Origin of the sequence: Enterococcus mundtii, assembly GCF_003957375.1 — a bacterium.
Lineage (GTDB): Bacteria > Bacillota > Bacilli > Lactobacillales > Enterococcaceae > Enterococcus_B > Enterococcus_B spodopteracolus.
Genome location: NZ_CP025473.1, coordinates 1516603 through 1541640 on the forward strand (window position 1 = coordinate 1516603; position 25038 = coordinate 1541640).

Genomic DNA, 25038 nt, shown 5'->3' on the forward strand with positions numbered 1-25038 from the left:
TGTTTAAATTATAGCATAACTAAAGTTGAAAGGGGATACTTATTCTGCATTCTTTTCGATTGCTAAAATATCCGCTAGATTTGCCACAATATGATCGGCAGGAATCTCCCCTAAGAAATGATCAATATCATATAGGCAAGTGTGGATCTTTGCATTGACCCCCGCTTCAATATCTAATCTTCGATCCCCTACCATCATCGTTTTATCTGGATCTAAATGATAACGATCGATCAAGTGATTGATTGCATCAGGTGCTGGTTTTCTGGCAAAGCCTTGGTCGATACCAATCACTTCTTCGATCAAATCTGCTAGATCAAAGACTTTTAAAAGTTTCCAAGTAGAAGCCGTTACACGATGTGTTAAAATATAATGTTTTGCTCCATTCTGTTTTAAACGACGTAAAACCATTTCAGTCTCTTTGAATGGTACTGAGAGTTCTTGATATTGTTCTTCATATTGATGAAATAATTGATTGAAGGAGACTTCTTCTAATTGGTAACTTTCTCGTAATTTTCTCACCGATTCTTGCTTCATCACGCGATATATTTCCTTTTTTGGTCGTTCGATACCAAAATCTTGTAATGCTTGAGATACTCCTTCAACCATCGCCGGATACGTATCGAACAAAGTCCCATCAAAATCCCAAATGTAATTTTTAATCATTCTTTTACTCCTTCTTTACTCATTTCACTAGACATTTGACTAATATTTTTTTATACCTTTGTTGTGAATTGCGTGCCGCACTTTTTGCAAGTCACTCGAATCTCACCCTTGCCTTTCGGCGCCCTTTGCTTGAGTTGACAAGTTGGACATGAAAAAATCGTGTAGGTAGCGCTAGCTTGTTGTTCGGGTTGACGTTTCAGTTTATTTTTCATTTTCGTAAACCAGCTTTTGATCGCAACTGTTTTTTGTAAATACGCTTGATTTTCGTTTGAACGAACATAGATTTTCTTTGAACTAAATCGAGCGATGGTCAAAGCGATAAAAACGAAGAAGAGTAGATAGCCTAAACTGAAAGGCAACCAATATCTAACGACAAAGAAAAATAATCCTAAAACTAAAAATAAACGATTCAATGGATCAAGACGCGCATATCTTCCTTTCATGACTTGTTGATATTTTTGTTGAGCTTTCATTATACGTTGTATCCAAATAGGTCCCATTTTTTTCTCCATTTCTCTTTTATTCAAAAAGAAAAAGCCTTAGTTGGCCTTTTCCATCGTCATTTGTTGTAACACATGACGGTTCCTCATAAAATCGATCACGATCAGTTTTTTTTCATCTTCACGTTTTACTACTCGAAAGGTATCTTGTAAAGGGAATGTTAACTTCTTAGATTGGATTTCCTTCAAGCGTACAAAACGACGGATCAACGAGAGCAATTGTGGAAACTGGATCGATGTGTGTAATAATTCTGGATATTTTTTTAGTAACTGCGTTGTTTTAAACAAATTTCTTTTTCGGCTGATTTGTTTTAAAAAACTTTTTAATATCTTTTGCTGCCGCTGAAAGATTGAAAGAGAGCCTTCTTCATCGATCTGGTAACGCATCTGACGTTGTAGATCTTTCACCGATAGATGTACTTCAGTGGTACCCGACTCTACGTTGATTCCTTGAGGGAAAAGTTCTGAAATTGCTTTGTCCCACTCATTTAATGATACTTCAAGATAGTCATTCAATGGCAGTTGAAGTTCTTGAACAAAAAATTGCTTCGCAGCTTGAATGCCACCTTGTTCATAAATTTCCCCAATCGTCAACCCTTCTAAATGAAACTCCGGCGAAAAATGCAAGACTGTTTTTTGTTCATCGATTTGCGTATAGATGAATGTCGACCGTTTGAGAATCGTATCTTTTAAAACAACTAAAAAATTCATTCTTTTCCCCCTTTTTTCTACTACAAAATAGCATATTTTCAACTGTTTGTGTGCAAATATGCTGAAGATTTCATAAAATCTTATTCTTTGAATTTTATGCGCATATAAAAAACTTTTTCATGGCTCTATTAGTTTTTTTATTCATGTATTTGATATTTGGGAGATTCGATAACCGTTACCGAGTATCTGAATCTAAAGGTGTCTGACAACTTATAGATTCATTTCGGCGCGCCTTCTGATTTTTTGCTCGTTAATAAGCCTTGTATTCGTATCATTACTATTTGTTTTACCTATATTTTTAATTGTTGAAAAAATGCTATTTCCCGAAGGGGCCTGTGTAAGCTGTGAGACGTTGATTGCTGTCGTTATTTCCGCGTTTTCTAAGGTAGTTTCCAATGGATGCTCATATATTAAATTCTCCACATTAACTACTTTCATCACAGCAAGAACAAACAATAGGTCGCCGTTTCCTAGTTGGTCAGCTAGACTTCTTTTCATGGGTGCGCGCTCAAAAAAGTTTCGTCCTAATCCAATTATCAAGAATACAAGCCATTAGCATCTCAGCATCGGTTATTTGAAGGTTTGCTTTTAACATTTTGTCAGTCAGTACAGCATTCAAGACAGCTTATTTTGTGACAGCCGGCAATTTTAACATGTCACTTACATTTTCCACAAAAGAATTAACCCCCTCGCCATGAATTAGCTTCAGAAATTTTTTCGTATCTCTTTCGAAGATCTTCTCCACTATTCCTGAAACCTATCGGACTCCTTAGATAACTTATCAAATCGTCCGATGATGCGACAATATGGGTCACTTCGTGCATAAGAGTATCTTTGGGACTTGGCTGCACTTGAATCCTTGGTCTAGTAGCTAGATCCACATGAAAAACTATCAAGGATGAAAATAATTCGACATTCAGGGGCAAACCGCATGACAAACGCATGTGCACTCATGAATCCTTTAATTTGTGAGTAGTGATTCTTTGTCACCTCATCATGCAGTAAATCAGTAGAAACAAGCCAAATATTTTTAAAATTAAAATCCTCTATTTGTTGAAGAAGCTGTGCACTTTTTTTCAACTGATAACAAGCGCTTCATAATTTTTTTTATATTTGTTCTTAATTTTCTGCATCACCTCATCTAAACCTTTCGATTAATTAAGCTCCCGCAGGCGTAGTTGCAGGAGTCTCTTCTTTTGATAGTTCCTTCTCTATAAATTTCTGGAAATCTTCCTGCGCATTTTTAAACTCTACAGTAAATTATTCTAGAAATCGTTTGAGTGATTCTAGCGCTTTAGTGATATCGATACCAGAAAATACACGATAATTCGGATTTGAATCTTCGGGGAAATCCCCTTTAATCGCTGAAGTAATTAGCTCTCTTAATTTAGCTTCATCACTAATTACAGAAGATGGGAATTCTGGGACAAACTCTTGATATAGGTTCTACCTGTCTCTGAAATCATCAATCCCAAATCATCTAAAGTTTATCTAATCAAAACTTTCTTTATTCATAATTTTAAGTTATAACCTAAAAAATACTGATCCAGCAAAATAGACAAGGATTTTTGGTAAAAGAAAAAGCCGTAAAAAACTTAAAATAGCACAAGGTCTATTTTGTTTTTTTCGACTTATTGTCAAAATAAGATTATCAAATTTTAGTATATTTCAAGGTAAGTGCTATTCCGAATTTAGCAACTTGCATTTGGATGAGTTTCAATTATCTTCTAACAAATCTTTCATGTCAACGACTTCGCGATATTGATGGATTTTCGTAATACCAATCACTTTATCGATATCAATACTAAAACAAATACCATTGCCCGGAACATCGATCTTGATACCTTTTCCGATCGCATCCATCACTTCATTTGTCAAAGTATCTGGTACTAATGTCAGAACGATATCCTTTTCCGGTGAGATATCCAACCCTAAGAATTTTCCTGTGTCATGGACTCCAGAACCACGTCCATGTAAAATCGTCCCCCAGATGCGCCAGCCTTCTTTGAGTAATCGATCACATCTTCCCCAATACCACCATCCACGATCGTGACGATCATCTCGAGATTTAGTGCGACTAAATCATTCATTGTTGTTCCTCCATTTGTTGTAATTTTTCTTTGTTTTTCTGATCTTTTTTGCCTTTTTGTTTATATATGAACCCTAAGACTAATGTCGATAGTATCGGTGTCAATGCGATCATTGCCACCACACCAAATCCATCAATAATTGGATCTCGACCGTCGATCTGTGTGGCGATTGCCACACTCATAGACAAAATAAAGGTAGAACACATCGGTCCTGTGGCGACGCCACCGTTATCAAAAGCCATCGATAGAAAAATCTTGTCAACTTTTGCACCTAAGACAAATGCTAAACCATATCCAGGGACCAAGAAATAATAAAGAGAAAAACCAGCTAATAAGCGCCACATGGACAGACCGACTGCTAAACCGATCCCAATCGAGATCACTGCTAACATTACTTTTGCATGAATCCGACCTTCACTTAATTCTTCGACTTGTTTGACCATCACATGGATGGCTGGCTCTGCAAAACCTACTAAAAATCCCATAACAAACCCTAAAGGAATCAGGATCTGATTATTCGCTAAAGAAGCAATTGCACTCCCCAGGTGTTGTCCCACTGGTACATAAGCAATATTTACACCATGTAAAAATAGAATTAATCCGATAGTTGTGATCAAAAAACCTTTCATGATATCAAAAAAACGTTTTTTTCTTAATTTAAATGAAAGAAAGTTCATCAGTACAAATAAGATCACGATTGGTGCCACCGCAAGGATGACTTCATATCCGACTTGTCCAATACCTGTAAAAAAAGTGACCAAAAAATTCATTGGAAGATCACCCCCAAGATCATGACAGCCAAGATAGGACCAAGTGAGGCAATACCAACCATTCCAAAGCTATCATTTTCATTTTTCCCTTGGCGGATCATGCTTGTCATTCCACCAGCCAAGGCTAGAATAAACGGAACAGTCACTGGGCCGGTTGTGACTCCACCTGCATCAAAAGCAATCGGCATAAATTCGTTACTTGTGAAAAAGGAAGCGATGAGTACCGCAAGATAACCGATCACCATCAATCGATAATACGACAGTTTAAATACGACTCTTAGTAAGGCAAAAGCTAAAAATACACCAGTTCCCACACTGACTATACCGATCAATAAGACTCGACCAATCTCTCCATCCGAAATATCAAATACTTGTTGACCTAATACTTGTACAGACGGTTCGGCAATCGTGATCACGATTCCAATCAGAAAACCCAAACTAATAACGATTGGTAGACTTTTCTTTTTGATCATATATTTACCGACTAAATCACCAACTTCCATCATCGAATAATCCGCACCAAACAAAAAGAGACTCATACCAACCATCATCATGATTGCTCCTAAAATGAATCTTCCCATACTTTCAACATCTAATGGTGCAAATACAAAGGTCAGGATAACGATCAATATCGTCATGGGCATGATCGCAATGATTACTTCTTTAAAATTTTTTCTCATGTATCCTCCTCCTTTACTTCTAGTTTACCTGATTAAAAGTAAGTTTACGAGGAAAAACAGTAAGCGATACCATTTTTATGTAAAAACGGGAAAAAAAACAGCAAAAAAACTAACTAGAGCATCAAAAAAAATCGACAAATATTGTTTTATATCTATGCAAAAAAAGGCTAAAATACATGATATAAGCAATAAAAGCCAGAAATAGATAAACTATTTCTGGCTTTTACCGCTTATTTTAAATAAGTTTATTTTATAACAAAAGTTATCCTCATATTGTAAATCTGAAGGTGACGTTTTTCATATTTTTGATCATTCAAGCGATAGTACCTGAACATGAAATTTCAGGCTTATGTCTGTCTATTTGACAGAACCAATCATCCCTTGAACAAATTGTTTTTGTAAAACGAAAAACACGAGTGCAGTTGGTAAGGTCGCAATCACCAGTCCACTCATGATCATACCATAGTCTGGTGTATAGGATGCCCCCATGGCTGATAATACTAATGGAACTGTTCGTTTATCTGGAGATTGTAACGCCACTAAAGGCCAGAGGTAATTGTTCCAACTACTCATAAACGTGATGATCGCCGCTGCGGCATACGTATTTTTAGCTGTTGGTAAATAGACACGAAAGAAAATACTTAATTCTTTAAGACCGTCTAAACGTGCCGCCTCTACTAGGTCCTTAGGAAAGGATTTCGCGTTTTGGCGGAAAAAGAAAATCAAAAAAGCGGTACTTACTGAAGGTAAGATGACGACTAGAAAACTATTGATTCCTAATATCGTACCATTCAATTGTGAAAACATCCGATATAGCGGGATCATCAATGCCGCAAAAGGGACCATCATCGATAATAACAAAATATTAAAGACGACTTCTTTTCTTTTACTCTTATAGATCTCAAAGCCATAACCTGCCATGGAGGAGATCAATAAAGCAAAAATCGTTGTAACCACAGCGATCATTGCAGAATTAAGTAGAGAGCGTGAAAAATTCAAGTCATTCGAAAAGAGATTTTGGAAATTGATCACTAAATTTTCACCGATCATCAGTTTACCTGAACTAATATCGACTGCTGTATTTGTCATCCCTAAAATCATCCAAACAAACGGGAAAATTGAAATAAAGGAAACGATGACTAAAGAGGTATATTTAAAAATGCTTAAGAGTAACTGTCCGATACTCACTTGCTTTTTTGTAATTGACCGGGGTTGACTACTTGTCATTTCTCTCATTTGCTCTCACTCCCTATTTTAGTTTGAATCACTGATAACAAGACAATAAATAGTACGATAACGAAAGAAACAGCTGCGGCATAACCAAAATTCGGGGTGAATTTATAACTCAAATTATAGATATATTGTGACAATGTCGTTGTTGCATTTGCTGGCCCACCACCAGTGATATTTTGTACCTCATCAAATAATTGCAAGGTACCGATCGTTGAAGTGATCGACGTAAACAAAATGATTGGTTTCAAGTTAGGTATCGTGATTTTAATGAACTGTTGCCACCTTGATGCGCCATCAATATCAGCAGCTTCGTATATTTCTGGATCGATGTTTTGCATACCAGATAAAAAGAAAATCATATTATACCCTGTCCAACGCCATGTGATGGAAATAATGATCAATACTTTTGCCCAGAATGGATGAGTCAACCAACCGATCGGGTTATCAATCAAGCCAATTCCAACTAAAAGGTTATTGATTAAACCTGATTGGGAAAATAAACTTTTCATGATCAAAGAATAGCTGACCATTGAGGTAATACATGGCAAGAAGATCGCTGTTCTGAACAATCCTTTGAACTTCAATTTTTTATCATTCAATAGATTGGAAATAAACAATGCCAAAAACAACATGACAGGAACCTGTACTAATAAGTATAAAAAGGTATTGAAAAATGCTTTACGGAAAGTTGAATCTCCTAACATTCGTTGATAATTTCCTAATCCGTTGAATGTCATGTTTACCGGAGGTCCACTTTGAAAAGAGGTGATCAGCGCTAACCCCATTGGTATAAAAACTAAAATTGAGATCATGATCACTGGAAGGACTAAAAACGCGTTGCCATTTTTAAATAAATCCTTTTGTTTCATATTATTCCCTACTTTCATTACACATATGTTGAAGAAATACATGCCTCACAGAAAGTCAGACAAAATTGCTAGTTATTTTCTTCTAAGCTTTTTACCACTGCCTCAATGATTAGTTCCATCGGACAGAGAATAGCAAACGAGTGGAACTTCTTATTTTTTCGAATACCATTGCTAAAGTTATACAGGATAGCTAACGGTGCGAATGTCCCCTATCGACATTTCAATTAATTGCTTATTCTATAAACGATACCTTCAAACGAAAGAACAATACTCTCGTTGATCCGTTTGAAGAGATCGCCACTTATTTCTTTGTTATTCCATTCATCATAGGTTTACTGTTGACGCTGGATATGACTTAATTGGCTAATTGAGCTTCGACTTGTTTTTGCGTATCTGCCAAAACTTTGTCTGCTGATTCACCATTGATGATTCGGCTCAAGGATTCCGCCACAACAGATTCAATGGCATAAGTTTCATGACCATAGTTCACTTCAGGGATTTCTGCTGTCCATTTTGAAAAGTCATCGAATACTTTTTGATTACTATAGAACTCAGACGGCTGTTGATAAGCTTCTTGGTCATTCGCGCTCAACATAGTCGATACTAAACCGATCTCTTCTGCTAATTTGCCCATCAATTCTTCATTCGTTGCGAATGTCTTTTCCAAGAAATCTTTCGCATTTTCTTCACCAGCTACGCCCTTGATCACATACCAGCCGGCACCACCCAAGTTGGAAGCTTGTGCTTTTTGCATGTTAGCAGGTAGAGCTGGAATCGGTGCGATCTTCCACTTACCTGATTGATCTTCTGCCCCTTGAATGGTTGAAGAATACCAAGCACCAGTTGGTGTAGAAGCAACAGCTCCTGATTGAACCGCCGTAACCCCAGCATTCCAGTCAGATGTTTGTTCGACTAGATCTTCTTTAAGCAAGGTAGCAAAGAGTTCTAACCCATATTTTAATGATTCATTATTTTCGATCGTCACTGTTTCTCCATCTTCCGAGGTATACCATTCTCCGGCTTGTTGCATGATCATGCGCACACGACCTAAATCGGAAGGATTGACTTCAGAGATTTTTTTTCCTGTTTTTTCTTTGACATCTCGTGCAACTTGTAAATAATCATCCCATGTTAAGTTCTTTATATCTTCCTCTGAATAACCAGCTTCTTCTAAGATATCTGTCCGATAGAAATTGGCTGTCACACCTGAGTCAAAAGGTACACCGTAAATTTTATCGTCAACTTTGTTGACTGCAAATTTATATGCGGCAAAGTTATTTTCATCCACAATACCTGTCAAATCAGCAAACGCATCTGGGTAAGAGGTCAGATACCCTTGGATACGGTAGTCTTCGATCAACACAACATTTGGTAAACCATCGGTATTTCCGCTAGCTAATGCCGTATTCAGTTTTTGTACGATATCATCTTGAGACATCGTTACTACTTCTACGTCAACATCCTCATTTTCGTAAAACTCTTTGGCTTCATTGACGGCTTTGATATTAAAGGCTTCATCCCATGCCCAGACCGTTACTTTATCTTCGTTTCCCGAAGCATCACTGGAAGAATTGCCACACCCGGCAAAAAGTGTAACTGCTGCTGTTAGGACGAAAGCACTAGCTAAAATTTGTTTTATTTTCATTTTTATACCCACCCTTTTTAGTGTTTGTTTTTTTCTTACATGCTTATCATAACAGACTTGCAAACGTTTTCTTCATTGATGATCGTTCTCAAGAAAAATATCCTAAAATAAGAAAAAAGTACAATTTTGTCATCTTTTGATTTAGTAAATGAAATTTTAGACTTGCATTTGTAAACGTTTCCCAGTATTTTTAACTTACGTAACAAAGGAATAGGGGGAAAAACATTGAAAAATATCGTATTGATCGATGATGAACAGACCATTCTCTCTGGTCTAAGTACCCTGATCGATTGGCCAGCGCACGACTTCCATCTCAAAGGGGCCTTTTCAAAACCACTAGAAGCGCTCGAATTTATTAAGCATCAGCCTCTTGATATCGTCGTAACGGATTTGATGATGCCAGATTTAAATGGTATCGAACTTTCTCGATTGATCAAGAAGGAACAACCTGAAGCAAAAATCTTAGTTTTATCTAGCTATGATGACTTTCAATTGGTCAAAGATTCATTCAAAGAAGGCGTTTCAGATTATTTACTTAAGCCAAAATTGAATCCTAGTGAGTTTTTAGCTTCTTTAAAGAGTCTGGTGGAACAATCTACAGAAGTAAAGAAACCACGTTTGACAGAACTCGAAAAAATGAGTCAGCTACTCAGCAATTATTTGTCCGGAACTTCTCTTGATTTAGGTATATCACGCAAACAATTCCCACATGACTACTTTTATTTAGTCTATTGTGAAGAAAAGCAATCGGAAAAACTGCGTCGAAGTGAACAATTGATTGCAGAAGCACCACAATATACAAATCAGCTCGCCTCTGTCTTCCCTTTTTCTACGACAGCAAATGATATTGGTTATTTTATCAATGTCGCTTCGAAGAAGGCATTCGATCAGCTGATTGAACGATTTCAGCAAGAACACCAGACAGATTCTTGTCTCTATGTTCTATCTGATGTTCTGGATTTTGAAAACTTTTATTCTGAATTCCTTACATTAAAGCAAAAAAGTAGCGGACAGCACTTTTATCTGACAGATCACTGCGTTATTTGTGAAAAGCTATTATCTTCCCTACTCTCTTCTTATGAACAACAAACAAAAAGTTATTTGACCAAGATCATGAACAAAGATTTTACGTCTGCCATCGAAGAATTGGACAATTACATGAGTAAGGTGCTTGATCAACGTTTGCAACCAAGCTATCTGAAACACGAGATCATCAATCGACTCTATGCCTTGATCAATGCGATCGCGGACGAACATGAAAAAAGAGAAGAAATCATGACACTAAAAATCACAATTCCAGCACAGATCACGCAAACAGAACGGTGGGATGATCTGGTTTTGATCGTCAATAACACGACGAAGTTATTACGTGAAGTCACCACTACATTCAGAAAAGACAACTCAGATGTGTTGACGTTGATCTATGAGTATGTCCAAGAGAATTATCATCAAGACATCAGTCTACAAACGCTATCCGAAAAATATCATTTTTCTTATAGTTATTTATCAACGATCTTTACAGAAAAGTATGGGATCAATTTTACGAAGTACTTAAAAAAAGTCCGTATAAACCAGGCAAAACTATTGTTGAAAGAATCGAATCTTTCGTTAAGTGATATTGGTCAGCAAACTGGATTTACTGAACTTGGTTATTTTTCTCGGGTATTCAAAGAAGAAACTGGATTGACTCCTTCACAATATCGTAAAGGAATACTGACCGTATGATTAAAAAGCTGAGAGAACACGAGCTTTTGACCAAACTTTTGATCATTCTTTTTATTGCTTTATTCACTCAAGCAGCGACGATTTCTTTGTTTATTTATCAACGCTCAAGAGACGCCTACATCCAACAATTCGATCAATCCAATCGAATGACCTTACAAAAGATCCAACATGATTTTGAAACATTGAATGACAATATAGAGAACACGTTGACATTATTGGCTGAAAGCTCTGCTGTAGAGGGGTATTTCAAAGAAGGCCAACAAACGACTTTGGAGAAAATCAATCAACTACGTACGGTGCAAAAAATGAATGATTCATTGGCACCGATCTTTCCAAACATCAAAGATGATATTTTTCTTTTTGGGGAAAATGGTCGGATGTTCATTAGTAATGACATGGTGAGTGATCTCACTGCTGATGACTTTTTCCAATTAGAGTTGATCCAGAAAGTCAATGAGAATCCAACAGCGACACAAATGGTCTTTACTCAGTTCGGACTGACGAAACGCGATAAACATTCACCAAGTGTCTTGTTTATCAAAAAGCTTAGATCTACTTTGAACCAAACTTATGGTTACGCTGTCGTAGCCATCACTTCTGATGAGTTGGCAAAAATATTCAGCCAATCGGTCGATCCGGAAATCACGCAAATCGATTTTGTGACAGATGAGAAAAAAATCTTTGCTTCAAATGTTCAGAACCGGATCGGAACGACGTTTGATTCATTTGATGAGTTAGTCGAACACGAGACGTTGACCAAAGCCAATCAGCGGATCACTCGTTTACCACTTTACCGACAAAACTCGGCTTTGGTCAGTGAGGTCAATGTCCACTCGATCGCCGATCAAATGAATGTCATTATTCCGATCATCCTTTATAATATTGGAACGCTGATTTTAGGCGGTATCTTAGTGGCGATCTATTTAAATCGCAACACTCGCTCCATCTATCAATTAGTAGATTCATTGAACCAAATCAAAGAACCAGTAGCAGCTACTGTTCCGATCCAAGGAACATATGAGATCCGAACACTCGCTACTACGATCAATCAGCTGCTAACAACGATCAGTGACAATCATACGCAATCTTTACAAAATGAAAAGAAAAAACGGACATTAGAGATACAAGCGATGCAAGCACAGATCCAGCCTCATTTTATATATAATACGTTAACTAGCCTCAAATTTTTAGTGTGGCAACAAGAAAATGAAAAAGCAGTCGCAGGCATCGATAGTTTTATCGACCTTTTGCGCAGTACGATTGGCAATAAAAATGAAATTATCCCTGTAGAAGAAGAACTGAACAGTGTGAGAAGTTATATTGCGATCTTGACACTGCGTTACGGTGATGCGATCTCAACCAAAATCATGGTACCAGAGGAACTTTATTCTTTATATATGCCCAATATGATTATCCAACCGATCATCGAAAATGCTTATTTGCATGCGTTCCAAACGAAGAAAACTGGCTACATCACTTTGTATGGGATGATCCGAGAAAATAAATTGACGTTTGAAGTCATGGATACAGGTGATGGCTTTGATACGGAACAGCCAACGAAAAACAGAGACTATTTTTCAGGTATCGGTAGCAAAAATGTTCATGAACGAATCCAATTACTTTATGGTGAAGATTATGGCTTACACATTGATTCAGTAGTTGGTGTGGGTACATCGGTAACGATTACGTTACCGATCATAAAAAAAAGAGAGTAATACTGAATGAACGTGGAGACAGAAACAATCCATTCAGAAAATCAGGCGAACTACTTCTTTCATGACCTTTAAGTATCAACCGCAACTCATAGAACCCACTAAAAATCCATTCTGCGGATCTTTCGTGGGTCCTATTTTTGATGTTCCAATTTACATTATTTAATGATAAAACTAAATTCGTGGTCTTCTTCACCACTAATATGATAGGCTTCTTCTACATCCGCTCCCCATGAATCAATACCTCCGACTCCTCGGACTTTCGCCAACATCGTGACAACCGTTCGCCGTTCCGGTGGTAGTTCCTCCATGTGTGTCGCCTGTTCTAATTCTTCTGCTTTGAATGGTAATGCCGCAAAAGCAAATGGCGAATCCTTTTGTTCAAATCTTAAGGAAAACTCTTCCTGACTTTTATCTGCATTATTCAAGGTTGTCTTGCGCGTAATCTCTAACCACTTGGTATCCATATGGACGCCACAATCTTGTGGCACTAAATAAGGTGGGATTGGCAAGCCCTCCACATGATAGACCCCTGGTGCGCCACCAGCTTTACGATCCGGATAAGTTTCACCTGACAGGCCTTCATAATCGAAATGAGTGGCTTTTGTTGGCATGATCATGCGAAATCCTAATACTGGCAGCTCGGGTAATCCTTGCTTGCCATGATAGTACATGTTCACGTGTAGATCCCCTTGTTCGTTGACACGATACGTCATATCGACGGTCGTTTGTGGGGTTGTGTTGACTGCCAATGTGAAAGTGATCTCGACTGTATTTGCATACTCTTGGTTACTATAACGATTGTTGACTGGTGCGATCGGCAGTTCGATGGCTTGGTCGTTTATTGCAACATGGATTGCTTCCACTTTTAGATACAACCCTGCGCCAAGCCACATACTAGAGCGATACCCAAAGCCATTTCCTCGATCATTATCTGTCAATGCTCGCCAAAAAGTCGGTTGCGTTTCACGATAAAGCCATTCTTTTCCATTCTTTTTGAGTGATTCCAAACCACCTCTGGTATAAGAGAAAATATAATGTTTTTCTTTTGTTTTGATTCCTAAAGTGCAGTCGCCATAAATGATTCTCAATTTAGGATCTGTATTTGCCATAATAGTATCTTACCTCCTGTAATGCTGGTTTTTCTTGTCCATTTGCAAAAACGATGCCGTTTCCGGAAAACTCATAATCACTTGGACGATCATCAAAATCCCCGCCGTAACGCATGACTTTTCGATTGGTCACTGGATCAAGTACCTCAAGTGCTTGATCTTTAAAATCCCAAATATATCCGCCTTGATACATCTCGTATTCATCTAATAATGCCATATAAGAACCTAATCCACCTAAAGAATTTCCCATATCGTGCATGTACTCGCACAAGATATATGGTTTATCTGCCTGATTCTCTAGATAATCAGCGACCGCCGCAGGTGTTGCGTACATACTACTTTTCATATCCGAAACAGAAGCTTCAAATGTGGGATCAACATAATTCCCCTCATAGTGAACAAACCGGTCTGGATCAACCTTCTTGAAGTATTCATTCATCAACCGAATATTCTCCCCTACATAGGACTCATTGCCTAAGGACCAGAACAAGATACTTGTATGGTTCTTGAACGTTTCAAAATGGGTTTTTGCTCGATCTAGCACCACTTCTCGCCATTGCAGAATGCCTCTTGGTACATTATAGGATGGCTCAAAAGCACCCATTTTTTGCCATGACCCATGTGATTCTAAATTGGTTTCTGCCATCACGTGGATACCTGCTCGATCGCAGAGGAAATACCAAGGAATCTGGTTGGGATAATGTGAGGTCCGGACGCCATTGATATTGGCATTTTTAATCACTGCCAAATCCTTTTCCATGTCATCTAAGGTGATCGCACGTCCTGTTTTTTCACTCCACTCATGACGATTGACTCCATTGATGATCAAGCGTTTTCCATTCAGATACATCACTTTATCTTTTAACTCGATCTTGCGAAACCCGAATGGATACTCGACATATTCAGTCACTCCGTCACGGTCCCTGGTTTCAATTTCAAACGTATAGAGATTCGGCGCAAAATGATCCCATAATACCACTTCACCTAAATCAATACTGAGCTGCACTGTTTCGCCTATCGCTTGCTTTTCTTCATAGATCGTTTGTCTGTCTAAATCAAGGACCCGTACCTGTAAGTCGCTTTCAGCTGTAAGATTTTCAAAAGATAAGGACACATCCAATTTTCCTTTTTGGTACGTGTCATCTAATTGAGGACGTAACCACAAGTCTTCTAAATGATTCTTGCCACGAGCAACTAAGACGACATTTCGAAAAATCCCAAAGAAACGGAAAAAATCTTGGTCTTCTAAAAAGGCAGCTGTGCTACGTTTGTGGACTTCGACTGCCAAACGATTCTCTTCTTCAAGATAAGGGGACAAATCAAATTCGGACGGTGTAAATGAATCTTCTGCATAACCGACGAAATGACCATTCAACCACACATACATGGCTTGTTCGACACCTTCAAAACGAATCGTGACATCTTTTCCCTTCAATCCCTCTGCTAATTGGAAAGTCGTGACATAGGACCCTACTGGATTTTCTTCAGCTTGAGAGAACATCCCTGCCATTTCCTTTTCTGAAGCAGTTGTATAAGCGGGACGACGAAACTCATGACCTTCCCAAGGATACATCGTGTTGATGTAATGGATCTTATCAAAATCACTTAGTTCAATGTGGCCAGGCACATGGATCGTGTCGAATGAACGATCATCAAAATCTTGTTCAAAAAACTCTTTGGGGCGCTTTTCTGCATTTTCAGAAAAACAAAAGCGCCATTCACCATTTAGCGACTGTAGTCGGGAACTTTGACTTCTTATTTCTTCTTTTGAACCGTAGACCGTATGATCACTGTGTGCCTTTCGCTGATTCACACGAAAAACTTGTGGATCATCTAACCAATCAATTGATGCCTGCATGTTCTTCTTCCTCTCCTGTAACTATTTTCTCAAAGTGAAAAATTTCTGTTTGAAAATCTCCGTGAAAATCAGGGAGATAAAACCCCATCGTCATTAACTCCGAGCCTGAATAAATCAATGAACTTTTACGTTCACGATACATCCCTTCCTCCAAACCAATCAAGCGGATCTCATGAAAAGGCGGTTGTCCAGAAGTTAATCGTCGTGCCATAAAGACCACGATCTCCTTTTTATTTGGAGAAACAAATTGCCACGCCGCAATGTTTTGTTCAAAGGGATTTTCTAAGCGGTCAAATTTTCCTTGTTGGATTGTTTGACGAATTTCTTTATACGTGCTGATCTGTTCTTTGATGATTTTCTTTTCTTGTTCGTCTAATGCGGTCAAATCTAGTTCATAACCAAATACCCCGCTCATCGCTACATCCCCGCGTGTCTTTAAATCTGTCACACGTCCACTTTGATGGTTAGGCGATGCAGAGACATGGGCACCCATGGATGAGATGGGATAGCCGAGACTCGTGCCATATTGGATGTCGATCCGTTCCATTGCATCGGTATTGTCACTTGTCCAGGATTGTGGCATATAGTAAAGAATTCCTGCGTCAAAACGGCCACCCCCACCTGAGCATCCTTCCCATAAGATATCTGGGTAAGCTGTGATCAACTCTTCTAAAAGGTTATATAATCCTAAAACATACCGGTGATAGACCTCTCCTTGATTCTCCACGTAAGCAGAGTAAACATCTGATAAGGAGCGATTCATATCCCATTTCACATAATCGATCGGTACCTTATCCAAAATCTTTCGTAATTGCTGACTGATCGAATCTCGCACTTCTTTTCGTGTAAAATCCAAAACAAATTGCGACCGAGATGCTGCAGGCGTGCGTGCTGGTTCTTGCATCAAATAATCAGACGCCTGACGATACAATTCAGAATCGATCGAAATCATTTCAGGCTCCACCCATAGCCCAAATTTGAGGCCTCTTTCATGAGCATACTCTGCAATTCCCTTCAATCCATTCGCCAATTTCCCTTCATATTCAAACCAGTCTCCTAAAGAAGAAGTATCTGCATCTCTTTTCCCAAACCAGCCGTCATCTAAGACGAACATTTCCATACCTAACGCTGCTGCTTCATCGATCAGTGCTTCGATTTTTTTGCTAGTAAAGTCAAAATAAGTCGCTTCCCAATTATTGACCAAGATCGGACGTGGTTCGTACTGATACTTCCCACGTGCCACACGTTCTCGCAACAGCTCATGATGTATGTGGCTCATGCCATTTAATCCTTCGTCTGAATAAGAAAGGATCATTTCTGGCGTTTGAAACGCTTCATCGGTTGAAAGTTGCCATTGGAACTGATACGCATTGATGCCACCAACGATTCTTAGTTGATCGATTTGATCTTTTTCGATCTCGAACGCATGATTGCCAGAATAGATAAACTGTAGACCGATGGCTTCTCCAAGACTTTCCGTCGTATGTGTATGTGTCAAAGCGATAAAATTATTCATTTGGTGACTACTGCTTCCTCGTCGACTTTCAAATGATTTCACCCCCTCAGTGATCCGTTGTCTCGAAATCAAACGCTCTCTAGCATGGGCTCCAGGTAAGGCGATCACTTCAGTAAATCTGCCCGAATTCGTCAAATCTAATTGAAAAGAAGCTGCTTTATCTAACAAGATCATTTGCTTCGTTTGATTACGATACTTAGCGGAGCGGATAATGACCCCTCGTTTTTCGTAAATCGTATAAAAAAGATCCACATAGATCGGTAAAACTCGGTCTTTCAAGGTGATACACAACGTTTGTGCTTCCTGTTCCTTCAATATATAGGTTTGTGGTAATCCTGAAAGCTTTGGTTTACCTTGGATGATTTGATATGTTTCATATCTTAAATCAAGCAAGCTAGAGCCATTCTCACGTGTGATGATCGTAGCTGGAATGCGATAATCCATACTTCCGTGTCCCGAAAATTCTTGTGGTAGCGTATCTTTTGAAAATGCTCGCTCATCATGCAAAGGAACATTTCCTGAAAAACCGCGATCTCTTCTTGGATATTTTTTGTTATCGGTATAGTTATTCACTTTTTTACCAAAATGAACATGGGTCAACACACCAGATTCTTCAATTTTCATCACATAAGAAATCAATGGATTCGACAAATGAAAAACATTTGTTTCCGAATCGAATGCAATCAACGATTGTCTTTTCATTTCTTCACCTCACAAATTTTTAGAAACCGTTTACTTTTTAACTAACTCCTGTATACTGTTTACTAAACATATTTGTCAATAACTTTTTTAATATTTCTTAAAGGAGTGATTTTATGGTAGGGATTCGTGATGTCGCTCGAAAAGCGAATGTCTCTCCTGCAACTGTTTCACGCGTATTGAATCAAGATAAGACAATCCATGTCGCACCAGAAACAAAGAAACGGATTTTTGAAGTTGCAGAAAAATTGAACTATGATATCAATAAACGAAAATATATCAAAAAACGAATGCCATCGATCGGTGTGATCTCGACGATCAGTAAGGCAAGTGAAGCCCAAGATGTCTATTACAAAGAATTACGTATGGGATTAGAAGAAGAAGCAAACCGCCTGCATATTGGCATGAATCGCATCTACAATCTCTCTGACAATCCCAAGGAATGGAAAGACTTAGATCAACTAGGAGCGATCATCGTAGTTGGAACAGTGACGAAGCAATCGATCACTGATCTATTGGCACAAAATCAGCATTTGATTGTTGTTGATAATCCCGATATCCAACAAGAAGTTGATATGGTTTATGGCGATCTGGAACGAATGACTAAAGCTGTTTTAGAACTATTTTTAGAAAATGGCCACCGACGAATTGCTTATATCGGAGGCTATCAAGTCGATATGGATGAACGAGGAGGTAAAACAATCAATCAAGATGAAAAACGAGTACGTGCCTATTTACATTTCATGGCCGATCATCAGCTACAAGACTACAGTACGCACTATCTCGGAAATTGGACAGAAGAAGACGGCGAACGTTTAGCAGAAGAATTGATCCAAAGTGACGATCCGCTTCCAACCGCTCTACTTGTTGGAAGCGATCCAATGGCGATCGGAGTTTATCGCACGATGAAAAAAAATCAAGTTGATATCGGTAAAGACATCGTGATTGCAAGTTTCGATAACATTGAAGCAGCCAGTAAATTAACTCCCGGATTAACCACCGTACAAATCAATGCCAAATCCATCGGTAAAGCCGCCGTTCGCTTAGCTGTCGAAAGAATCGATCAAATTCGCAACGAACCAATCATCCTAACCTATCCCACCCGGTTAGTGGTAAGAGAAAGCTTTGTGCCAAAGAGGTTGTGAAAAAAGCGCTTTGACCTGAGCAGTAAGATAGAAAATTGGAAAATAGCGCTTCATATTTTTAGATTTTTTTGCTTAGTGTTGAATATCAGCTCTCATAATCGTTTTTTTCAGCAAAAAAAACCATTAAGAACAACTGAGTTGTTCTTAATGGTTTTTCTGAATACTTGGTTTGTCGGTGATTACTTAATTCCAGACCTCTTCGGCTATGCTCTTGATCAACGCGATTTTCTGCCATTGTGCTTCTTCTGTCAAGATATTCCCTTCTTCAGTGGAGGCGAACCCGCATTGCGGGCTTAGAAACAATCGATCTAAAGGAATGTAACGAGTGGCTTCATAAATTCGCTCAATGATTTTTTGACGATCTTCAAGTACGCCAGATTTTGAGGTTATCAATCCTAATACTACAAGTTTTTCCCCGCTAACTTTCGCCAGTGGTTCAAAACCTCCTGAACGTTCGTTGTCATATTCTAAATAATAGGCATTAACATTTTCTTCCGTAAATAGTGGTTCAGCTACAGCATCATATCCGCCAGCTGCCGCCCAAGTGGAGTGATAATTACCACGACAGACATGCGTATTCAAAATCAGATCCTGAGGTTGTTTATCTAGAACGGCATTATTGATCTGTACATAGATCTGTGCTAAATCTTGCCGTACCTCACTTTCTTCTTTCTCAATATCAGCCAAAAAACCTTCTGGTAATGGTGCAACGAGTACGCCCCACGTACAATCATCCAATTGGATCGTTCTGGCGCCTGCTTCATATAAATCCGCAATCACTTGCCGATAAGCTGTTACAATATCTTGAAAAAGTTCTTCGTTTGTCGGATAGATGGTACGAACATGAGGCAAAATGTCTGGACGTAACAACTCCACTAACAATTGAGCTGGGGCTGGAATGGTTTGCTTTACTTCAATGCCCTCGGTCGTATGGGTACGTGTAAACCGAAAATGGTCCACAAAAGGATGACTCTTTCCTGTAATTTTTTCTGTTACAATGACCGTTCCTGGACGTGTCTCTTCTCCGTGAAACTGGTAACCACGCTCAGGTACAAAAAATTCGATACCTTGTAAACCAAAGAAAAAGTCCAAATGCCACCAACTCCGACGAAACTCCCCATCTGTCACCGCATGTAAGCCAGCAGCTTCTTGTTTTTTGATCAGATCGATAATGGTTTCATCTTCTATCTTTTTCAAATCAGTAGCAGAAATAATCGATTCATTATACGCTTTTCGTGCTTGTTTCAGTTTCTCAGGCCTCAAGAAACTGCCGACGATGTCATAGCGGAATAGGGATGTTGTTTGAGTAGTCATAATAAATTCCTCCTTCGATTACGTAGTTGATAAGAGTCAGATGAAAACAAAAAAACACTCATCTCTTTTGCCAAGTCTTGACAAAAGGGACGAATGCGTCGTGTTACCACCCTTATTTGCATTATCCTCACAAATAATGCCTCAACGATACCATCAGATATCCGGCGAGTTAACGGTCGCGATCCGGTTTTACTCACTTACTAGTAAAACAAGCTCCAAGTTCATCTTCACTAAGGTTTTAGGTCTCCTTTTTCACCCTCCGGAGTCTCTTTTTACCTTCCACCATTAGTTACTCTTCTCTTCTACGCTTTGATATTGTCAATTACTATCCCATGTTTACTTTAGAATGTCAACTGATTCTACTCACCCTGACTTACTTCGATCCATGTTCGATAATATTCAAAGGAGACATTTTCTTTTGTCGTATGGGTCAACAAGTATTGACCAATCGTTTGTCCTAATCGGTAGCCTTGCTCCTGCAACCTGTCTTTTACTTCAGATAGATTATTATTCTCTGTGTAGTTTACTTGTACTTTTAATAGAAATCGCACGTATTTTTTCGTAAGATCATTCTGCCAGATTGTCTGTGAGCCTGGAAGTTCTTTTGTGTGTTCCTCCGTACAGAAGCCATAAATACCGTTCTGCGTATTTTCTGGAAAATATATCACAAAACTTGAATAATTTTTTAGATACTCCTTCGAATATAAAATATCATCAGATGCTGCCACGACGATTTTTTGGAAGGGAATTTCTTCTTCAGGAAATTTATTTGGCGGACTATCGATCATTTCTTTCAGTTGATTTTTTCTTGATAATACTTCTTTATGCTTTTGTTCCAAAATTTTTTTCTCATGATCCAATCGCTGCTCCGTTTCATTTAAAGTATGATACAACTCATTTAATGATTTACTATATAGATTTTTCATCTGCTTGATGGGAATACCTAACTTTCGATAAAAATTGATGTCATATACTTGAAAGATGGCATCGATATCAAACAAACGATACCCGTTTTCCTCTTCTCGCGCTGTATGGATTAACCCTTCTGCATCCCAATAACGAATCGTTGATCTAGGGATATCTAATAATTCTGCTACTTCTCCAATTGAATACATTGTTTTCATAGATTTCACCTCAACTTTAGTTTAAGCTTTTTCCCCTTGACCTTCAAGTAACTTTAAGGTGTAGAATGCGTATTTGTCGGGAAAAGGAGGAAACACTATGACATTATTAAAAAGATCTATAAAAAATAATAAACGAGTTACCTTACTTACTTTTTTATTCATCTGTTTACAACTTCTAGGGACACTTGGTGTGCCAAAGTTAGTAGCTGATCTCATAGACACAGGGATTGCAAGTGGCGAAGTGAAAGAAATCCGACAAATCGGAATTCAAATGTTGATCGTTGCCTTATTAGGATCTTTTGCCGCAGTTGCCTCAAGCTACTGTTCTGCTTTGTTAGCTTCTCGATTTGGCTATCAGACACGAGCAAGTTTTTTTCAAAAATTCCAACAATTATCAATGAAAGATGTTGATCAATTTAACACTGGATCTCTTTTGACTAGAATAACCAATGACGTAGATAACGTCCAACAAATGATCGTCATGTTTTGTCAGATGATCATCCCAGCACCTATTATTTCATTATTTACGATTCTGATGATGTTGGAGCATTCCGTCAAGTTGACATTGATTACGTTAGGATCGATCTTCGTCTATGCTCTAATCACGTATTATTTGATGAAAAAAGGAACACCTTTATCTTTGAGTATCCAACCAAAGATGGATCGTGTCACGACAACGTTGCGCGAATTCTTTACAGGTGTCAATATGATTCGTGCCTTCAACAATCAGGACTATGAAGAAAAAAGAACAAATGAGACCTTTGAAAATTATGCGCAACAGATGATTCGTGTCAATCGGATCTTTGCTTGGGTCACACCCATTGCCTTTTTATTGATGGGCATCGTTTATGCTTCAATTTTGTGGTTTGGCGGCGATTTGGTGGCTAATGGTAGCTTACAAATCGGTACAGTAACTGCCATTGTGGAATATTCGATGTTGACACTTGCCTATTTAATGATTGCCGCAATGGTTTTTGTTATCGTACCAAAATCAATTGCTTGTCTTGAACGGATTGAAGAAGTATTACACGCTGAAATCGAAATCAAAGATCCCGACCAACCAGAAATTTTATCCTTCGATTCAGTCGATGATACTTTCCTATCCTTTAAGAATGTCACGTTTCGTTATAACAAAAACGCTGATCCAGTGTTAGAAAACATTGATTTTGTCGTCCCAAAAGGAAAAACCACAGCTATTGTTGGTGGAACAGGTTCAGGAAAAAGCACGATTGCGAAATTACTGCTACGTTTAAATGATGTGTCAAGTGGACAAATCAAATTCGCAGGTATCCCCATCACACAAATGAACCAAGAAACACTTCGAAGTTATATTAGTTATGTTCCTCAGAAAGCTTTTCTATTTAGTGGAACGATTCGTAGTAATCTACTGATGGGTAATGAGCATGCGACAGATGAAGAATTAGCCAAAGCAGTTCGTGTCGCACAATTGAATGAAGTCTTAGAAAATCTACCGGATCAAATGGACAGCTTTGTTGCACAAGGGGGAGAGAATTATTCTGGCGGACAAAAACAAAGGATGTGTATCGCTAGAGCGTTAGTCAAACCTGCTGAAATTTATGTCTTTGACGATAGTTTCTCTGCATTGGATTATCGGACAGATGCTAATTTACGCCGTGCGCTACATCGAGAAATGGCAGATAAAACACTGATTATCATTGCACAACGTCTTAGTACCATCATAAATGCTGACAATATTATCGTTTTAGATGAAGGGCGGATCGTGGGACAAGGCACTCATGAAGAATTATTAAAAAATAATCGTTCGTATCAAGAATTTGCGAAATCACAAGGTGTGTTAAAGGAGGAATTCCATGGAAATGACTAAAACAACGACAAAAAAACAAGGCTTGAAACGTTTCTGGCGAATGATCCAATCCGAACATAAGATATTTTATGGTTCCTTACTTTGTAGCTTGATCGGTAATACATTAGTCGTTGCTATGCCGCTAGTCATGGGGATTGGGATCGATCAACTACTCGGACGGATCAAAGATGTCGGACTTAGCAACATGACAATAACAGATGTAAGAGAAACCTTACTTTTACCTGTGATCCTGTTGATACTCTTTTCATTATTAAGTAGTATCACTTCCTTTATCCAAGAACGAGCGATGGCTTCATTAAGTGAACGAGTGACCTTACATGTCCGAAAAGAAGTCACGAAAAAATTCAAAGCTCTACCGATGGCTTTTTATGACCGCCATCAAGTCGGCGATATCATTAGTCGCACAACTACTGGGTTGAATCAATTGTCCCAAGTATTGTTAACTGGGATCAACCAATTTTTCACTTCTCTAGTAACGATCCTCTTAGCTGGTATCATGTTGTTTTATATCGATATAAAATTGACTTTACTTGTTCTTGTTTTAATTACGATCAGCACAGTTGTCACAACAAAATTTGCAAACAAAAATAAACAAATTTCTGACAATAATCAAGAAGAACTGGGAGATATGAACAATAAAGCGGAAGAATACTTGACTGGTAATTTGGTGATCAAAGCCTTCAATCAACAAGCACTAGCGATTGAAGAAGTCAATAAAGTGAATGAAAAGCAATCGAAAGCTTTCAAAAAAGCACAATTCATGAATTTTGCAATTTATCCAGCGATCCGTTTGATCAATCAATTAGCGTTTATCGCTAGTGCAGTCATTGGGGCAATATCCGTTTTGTCTGGAGGTATCACGATTGGTTTCTTGCAGGCATATTTGCAGTATATCAATCAAATCTCAGAACCCATCTCCACTGCGTCATATGTCATTAACTCCGTACAATCTGCCATGGCGTCCATCGAACGAATTTTCGAGATCATGGATGAGCCAGAAGAAGCCATTGATCGTGCAATAGAAAATCCAATTATTGCCCCCAAGGAGCTATTGAATTCAAACATGTTCGTTTTGGTTATACACCAGAAAAACCGTTAATGAAAGATGTTAATTTTTCCGTCAAGCCACAACAAACTATTGCTATCGTAGGGCCAACTGGAGCTGGAAAAACAACACTTGTCAATCTTTTAATGCGCTTTTATGAAATCAATGACGGACAGATTTTGTTCGACGGTCATAACATCACCGATTTGCCACGCCAAGAATTACGGAATCTATTTGGTATGGTACTTCAAAATACTTGGTTATTCGAAGGTACTGTTGCAGAAAATATTGCTTACGGCAAAAAAGAGGCAACCAGAGATGAAATCATTCAAGCAGCTAAAATTGCTCAATGTGATCATTTTATCCGTACATTGCCACAAAGTTATGACACCATTATTTCAAGCGAAAATGGGGCAATCTCTCAAGGACAACAACAGCTCTTAACCATTGCACGAGTCATTTTAGCTAATCCTGCAGTCGTCATTTTAGATGAAGCAACATCAAGTGTCGATACACGTACGGAAGCGTTGATCCAAGAAGCTATGGATGCTTTAACTAAAAACCGGACCAGCTTCGTGATTGCCCATCGTCTGTCAACGATCGAACATGCGGATATGATCATAGTGATGCAAAATGGAGACATCATTGAAACAGGTACGCATACAGAACTACTGCAAAAACCGACACTTTATGCAAGCTTATACAATAGCCAATTTCAAAATAGTTGAGCCAGAAAAAAGCCAACTTAGCTTCATTCCGAAACTAAGTTGGCTTTTTTCTC

General features: G+C 38.4%; 17 protein-coding genes, 3 pseudogenes and 1 other annotated feature. Of the genes and pseudogenes, 5 read left to right on the forward strand and 15 right to left on the reverse strand.

Features of this window, described 5'->3' with window-relative positions:
• Positions 1–39 precede the first annotated feature (39 nt).
• The 10 genes and pseudogenes from CYK55_RS07550 to CYK55_RS07595 form a co-directional block, all read right to left on the reverse strand.
• Positions 40–660: an HAD-IA family hydrolase gene (locus CYK55_RS07550; RefSeq protein ID WP_206437479.1), complete on the reverse strand. Its 621-nt coding sequence runs from the start codon at positions 658–660 to the stop codon at positions 40–42.
• Between the two features lie 53 nt (positions 661–713).
• The gene (locus CYK55_RS07555; protein ID WP_318036062.1) at positions 714–1136 is read right to left on the reverse strand and encodes a hypothetical protein; all 423 of its coding nucleotides are present in this window, start codon (positions 1134–1136) and stop codon (positions 714–716) included.
• 66 nt (positions 1137–1202) lie between these two features.
• Positions 1203–1874 carry a hypothetical protein gene (locus CYK55_RS07560; RefSeq protein ID WP_010735291.1) on the reverse strand — a complete coding sequence of 224 codons (672 nt, stop codon included), beginning with the start codon at positions 1872–1874 and terminating at the stop codon, positions 1203–1205.
• A 210-nt stretch (positions 1875–2084) separates the two neighbouring features.
• The gene (locus tag CYK55_RS07565; protein WP_010735290.1) at positions 2085–2372 is read right to left on the reverse strand and encodes a hypothetical protein; all 288 of its coding nucleotides are present in this window, start codon (positions 2370–2372) and stop codon (positions 2085–2087) included.
• Positions 2373–3590: 1218 nt separating this feature from the next.
• Positions 3591–3964, reverse strand: a pseudogene (locus CYK55_RS07570) (P-II family nitrogen regulator).
• Positions 3961–4734, reverse strand: a complete 774-nt coding sequence (locus tag CYK55_RS07575) for a DUF1538 domain-containing protein (protein ID WP_034688794.1) — start codon at positions 4732–4734, stop codon at positions 3961–3963. The pseudogene CYK55_RS07570 and the gene CYK55_RS07575 overlap by 4 nt, the downstream one beginning before the upstream one ends.
• A complete protein-coding gene (locus CYK55_RS07580) occupies positions 4731–5414 on the reverse strand; it encodes a DUF1538 domain-containing protein (protein WP_010735286.1) in 684 nt (227 codons plus the stop codon). Before CYK55_RS07580 ends, CYK55_RS07575 begins: the two co-directional genes overlap by 4 nt.
• Positions 5415–5771: 357 nt before the next feature.
• Positions 5772–6578, reverse strand: a pseudogene (locus CYK55_RS07585) (carbohydrate ABC transporter permease); the annotation flags it as partial.
• Positions 6579–6646: 68 nt separating this feature from the next.
• Positions 6647–7516 carry a carbohydrate ABC transporter permease gene (locus tag CYK55_RS07590; RefSeq protein WP_010735284.1) on the reverse strand — a complete coding sequence of 290 codons (870 nt, stop codon included), beginning with the start codon at positions 7514–7516 and terminating at the stop codon, positions 6647–6649.
• Between the two features lie 355 nt (positions 7517–7871).
• The gene (locus tag CYK55_RS07595; RefSeq protein ID WP_126134132.1) at positions 7872–9161 is read right to left on the reverse strand and encodes an ABC transporter substrate-binding protein; all 1290 of its coding nucleotides are present in this window, start codon (positions 9159–9161) and stop codon (positions 7872–7874) included.
• A 225-nt stretch (positions 9162–9386) separates the two neighbouring features.
• Between CYK55_RS07595 and CYK55_RS07600 the strand changes: the two genes are divergently transcribed.
• On the forward strand, positions 9387–10886 hold the full coding sequence (locus CYK55_RS07600; RefSeq protein ID WP_034688798.1) for a response regulator transcription factor: 1500 nt from the start codon (positions 9387–9389) through the stop codon (positions 10884–10886).
• On the forward strand, positions 10883–12601 hold the full coding sequence (locus CYK55_RS07605; protein WP_126134133.1) for a cache domain-containing sensor histidine kinase: 1719 nt from the start codon (positions 10883–10885) through the stop codon (positions 12599–12601). Before CYK55_RS07600 ends, CYK55_RS07605 begins: the two co-directional genes overlap by 4 nt.
• 155 nt (positions 12602–12756) lie before the next feature.
• On the opposite strand, the gene CYK55_RS07610 is transcribed toward CYK55_RS07605, so the two are convergent.
• Genes CYK55_RS07610 through CYK55_RS07620 form a run of 3 tightly spaced genes read right to left on the reverse strand, consistent with a single transcriptional unit; the run spans position 12757 to position 17786 of the window.
• Positions 12757–13710 (reverse strand): beta-galactosidase small subunit, encoded by a 954-nt coding sequence (locus CYK55_RS07610; RefSeq protein WP_034688801.1) that lies wholly within the window; start codon positions 13708–13710, stop codon positions 12757–12759.
• Positions 13691–15568, reverse strand: coding sequence for a glycoside hydrolase family 2 TIM barrel-domain containing protein (locus CYK55_RS07615; RefSeq protein ID WP_126134134.1), 1878 nt, complete (start codon positions 15566–15568; stop codon positions 13691–13693). The genes CYK55_RS07610 and CYK55_RS07615 overlap by 20 nt, the downstream gene beginning before the upstream one ends.
• Positions 15552–17786 (reverse strand): alpha-galactosidase, encoded by a 2235-nt coding sequence (locus tag CYK55_RS07620; protein WP_034688804.1) that lies wholly within the window; start codon positions 17784–17786, stop codon positions 15552–15554. Before CYK55_RS07620 ends, CYK55_RS07615 begins: the two co-directional genes overlap by 17 nt.
• Before the next feature lie 113 nt (positions 17787–17899).
• Here CYK55_RS07620 and CYK55_RS07625 point away from each other — a divergent pair, with 113 nt between their 5' ends.
• Complete coding sequence (locus CYK55_RS07625) at positions 17900–18928, forward strand: LacI family DNA-binding transcriptional regulator (protein WP_034688805.1); 1029 nt, start codon at positions 17900–17902, stop codon at positions 18926–18928.
• A 183-nt stretch (positions 18929–19111) separates the two neighbouring features.
• On the opposite strand, the gene CYK55_RS07630 is transcribed toward CYK55_RS07625, so the two are convergent.
• The gene (locus CYK55_RS07630; protein ID WP_126134135.1) at positions 19112–20242 is read right to left on the reverse strand and encodes a 5-methyltetrahydropteroyltriglutamate--homocysteine S-methyltransferase; all 1131 of its coding nucleotides are present in this window, start codon (positions 20240–20242) and stop codon (positions 19112–19114) included.
• A gap of 82 nt (positions 20243–20324) precedes the next feature.
• Positions 20325–20556: a binding site (T-box leader), on the reverse strand.
• 45 nt (positions 20557–20601) lie between these two features.
• On the reverse strand, positions 20602–21366 hold the full coding sequence (locus tag CYK55_RS07635) for a MerR family transcriptional regulator (protein ID WP_126134136.1): 765 nt from the start codon (positions 21364–21366) through the stop codon (positions 20602–20604).
• 97 nt (positions 21367–21463) lie between these two features.
• On the opposite strand from CYK55_RS07635, the gene CYK55_RS07640 reads away from it, so the two are divergent.
• Positions 21464–23212: an ABC transporter ATP-binding protein gene (locus CYK55_RS07640; protein WP_126134137.1), complete on the forward strand. Its 1749-nt coding sequence runs from the start codon at positions 21464–21466 to the stop codon at positions 23210–23212.
• A pseudogene (locus CYK55_RS07645) lies at positions 23199–24985 on the forward strand (ABC transporter ATP-binding protein). The gene CYK55_RS07640 and the pseudogene CYK55_RS07645 overlap by 14 nt, the downstream one beginning before the upstream one ends.
• The last annotated feature ends 53 nt before the right edge of the window (positions 24986–25038 follow it).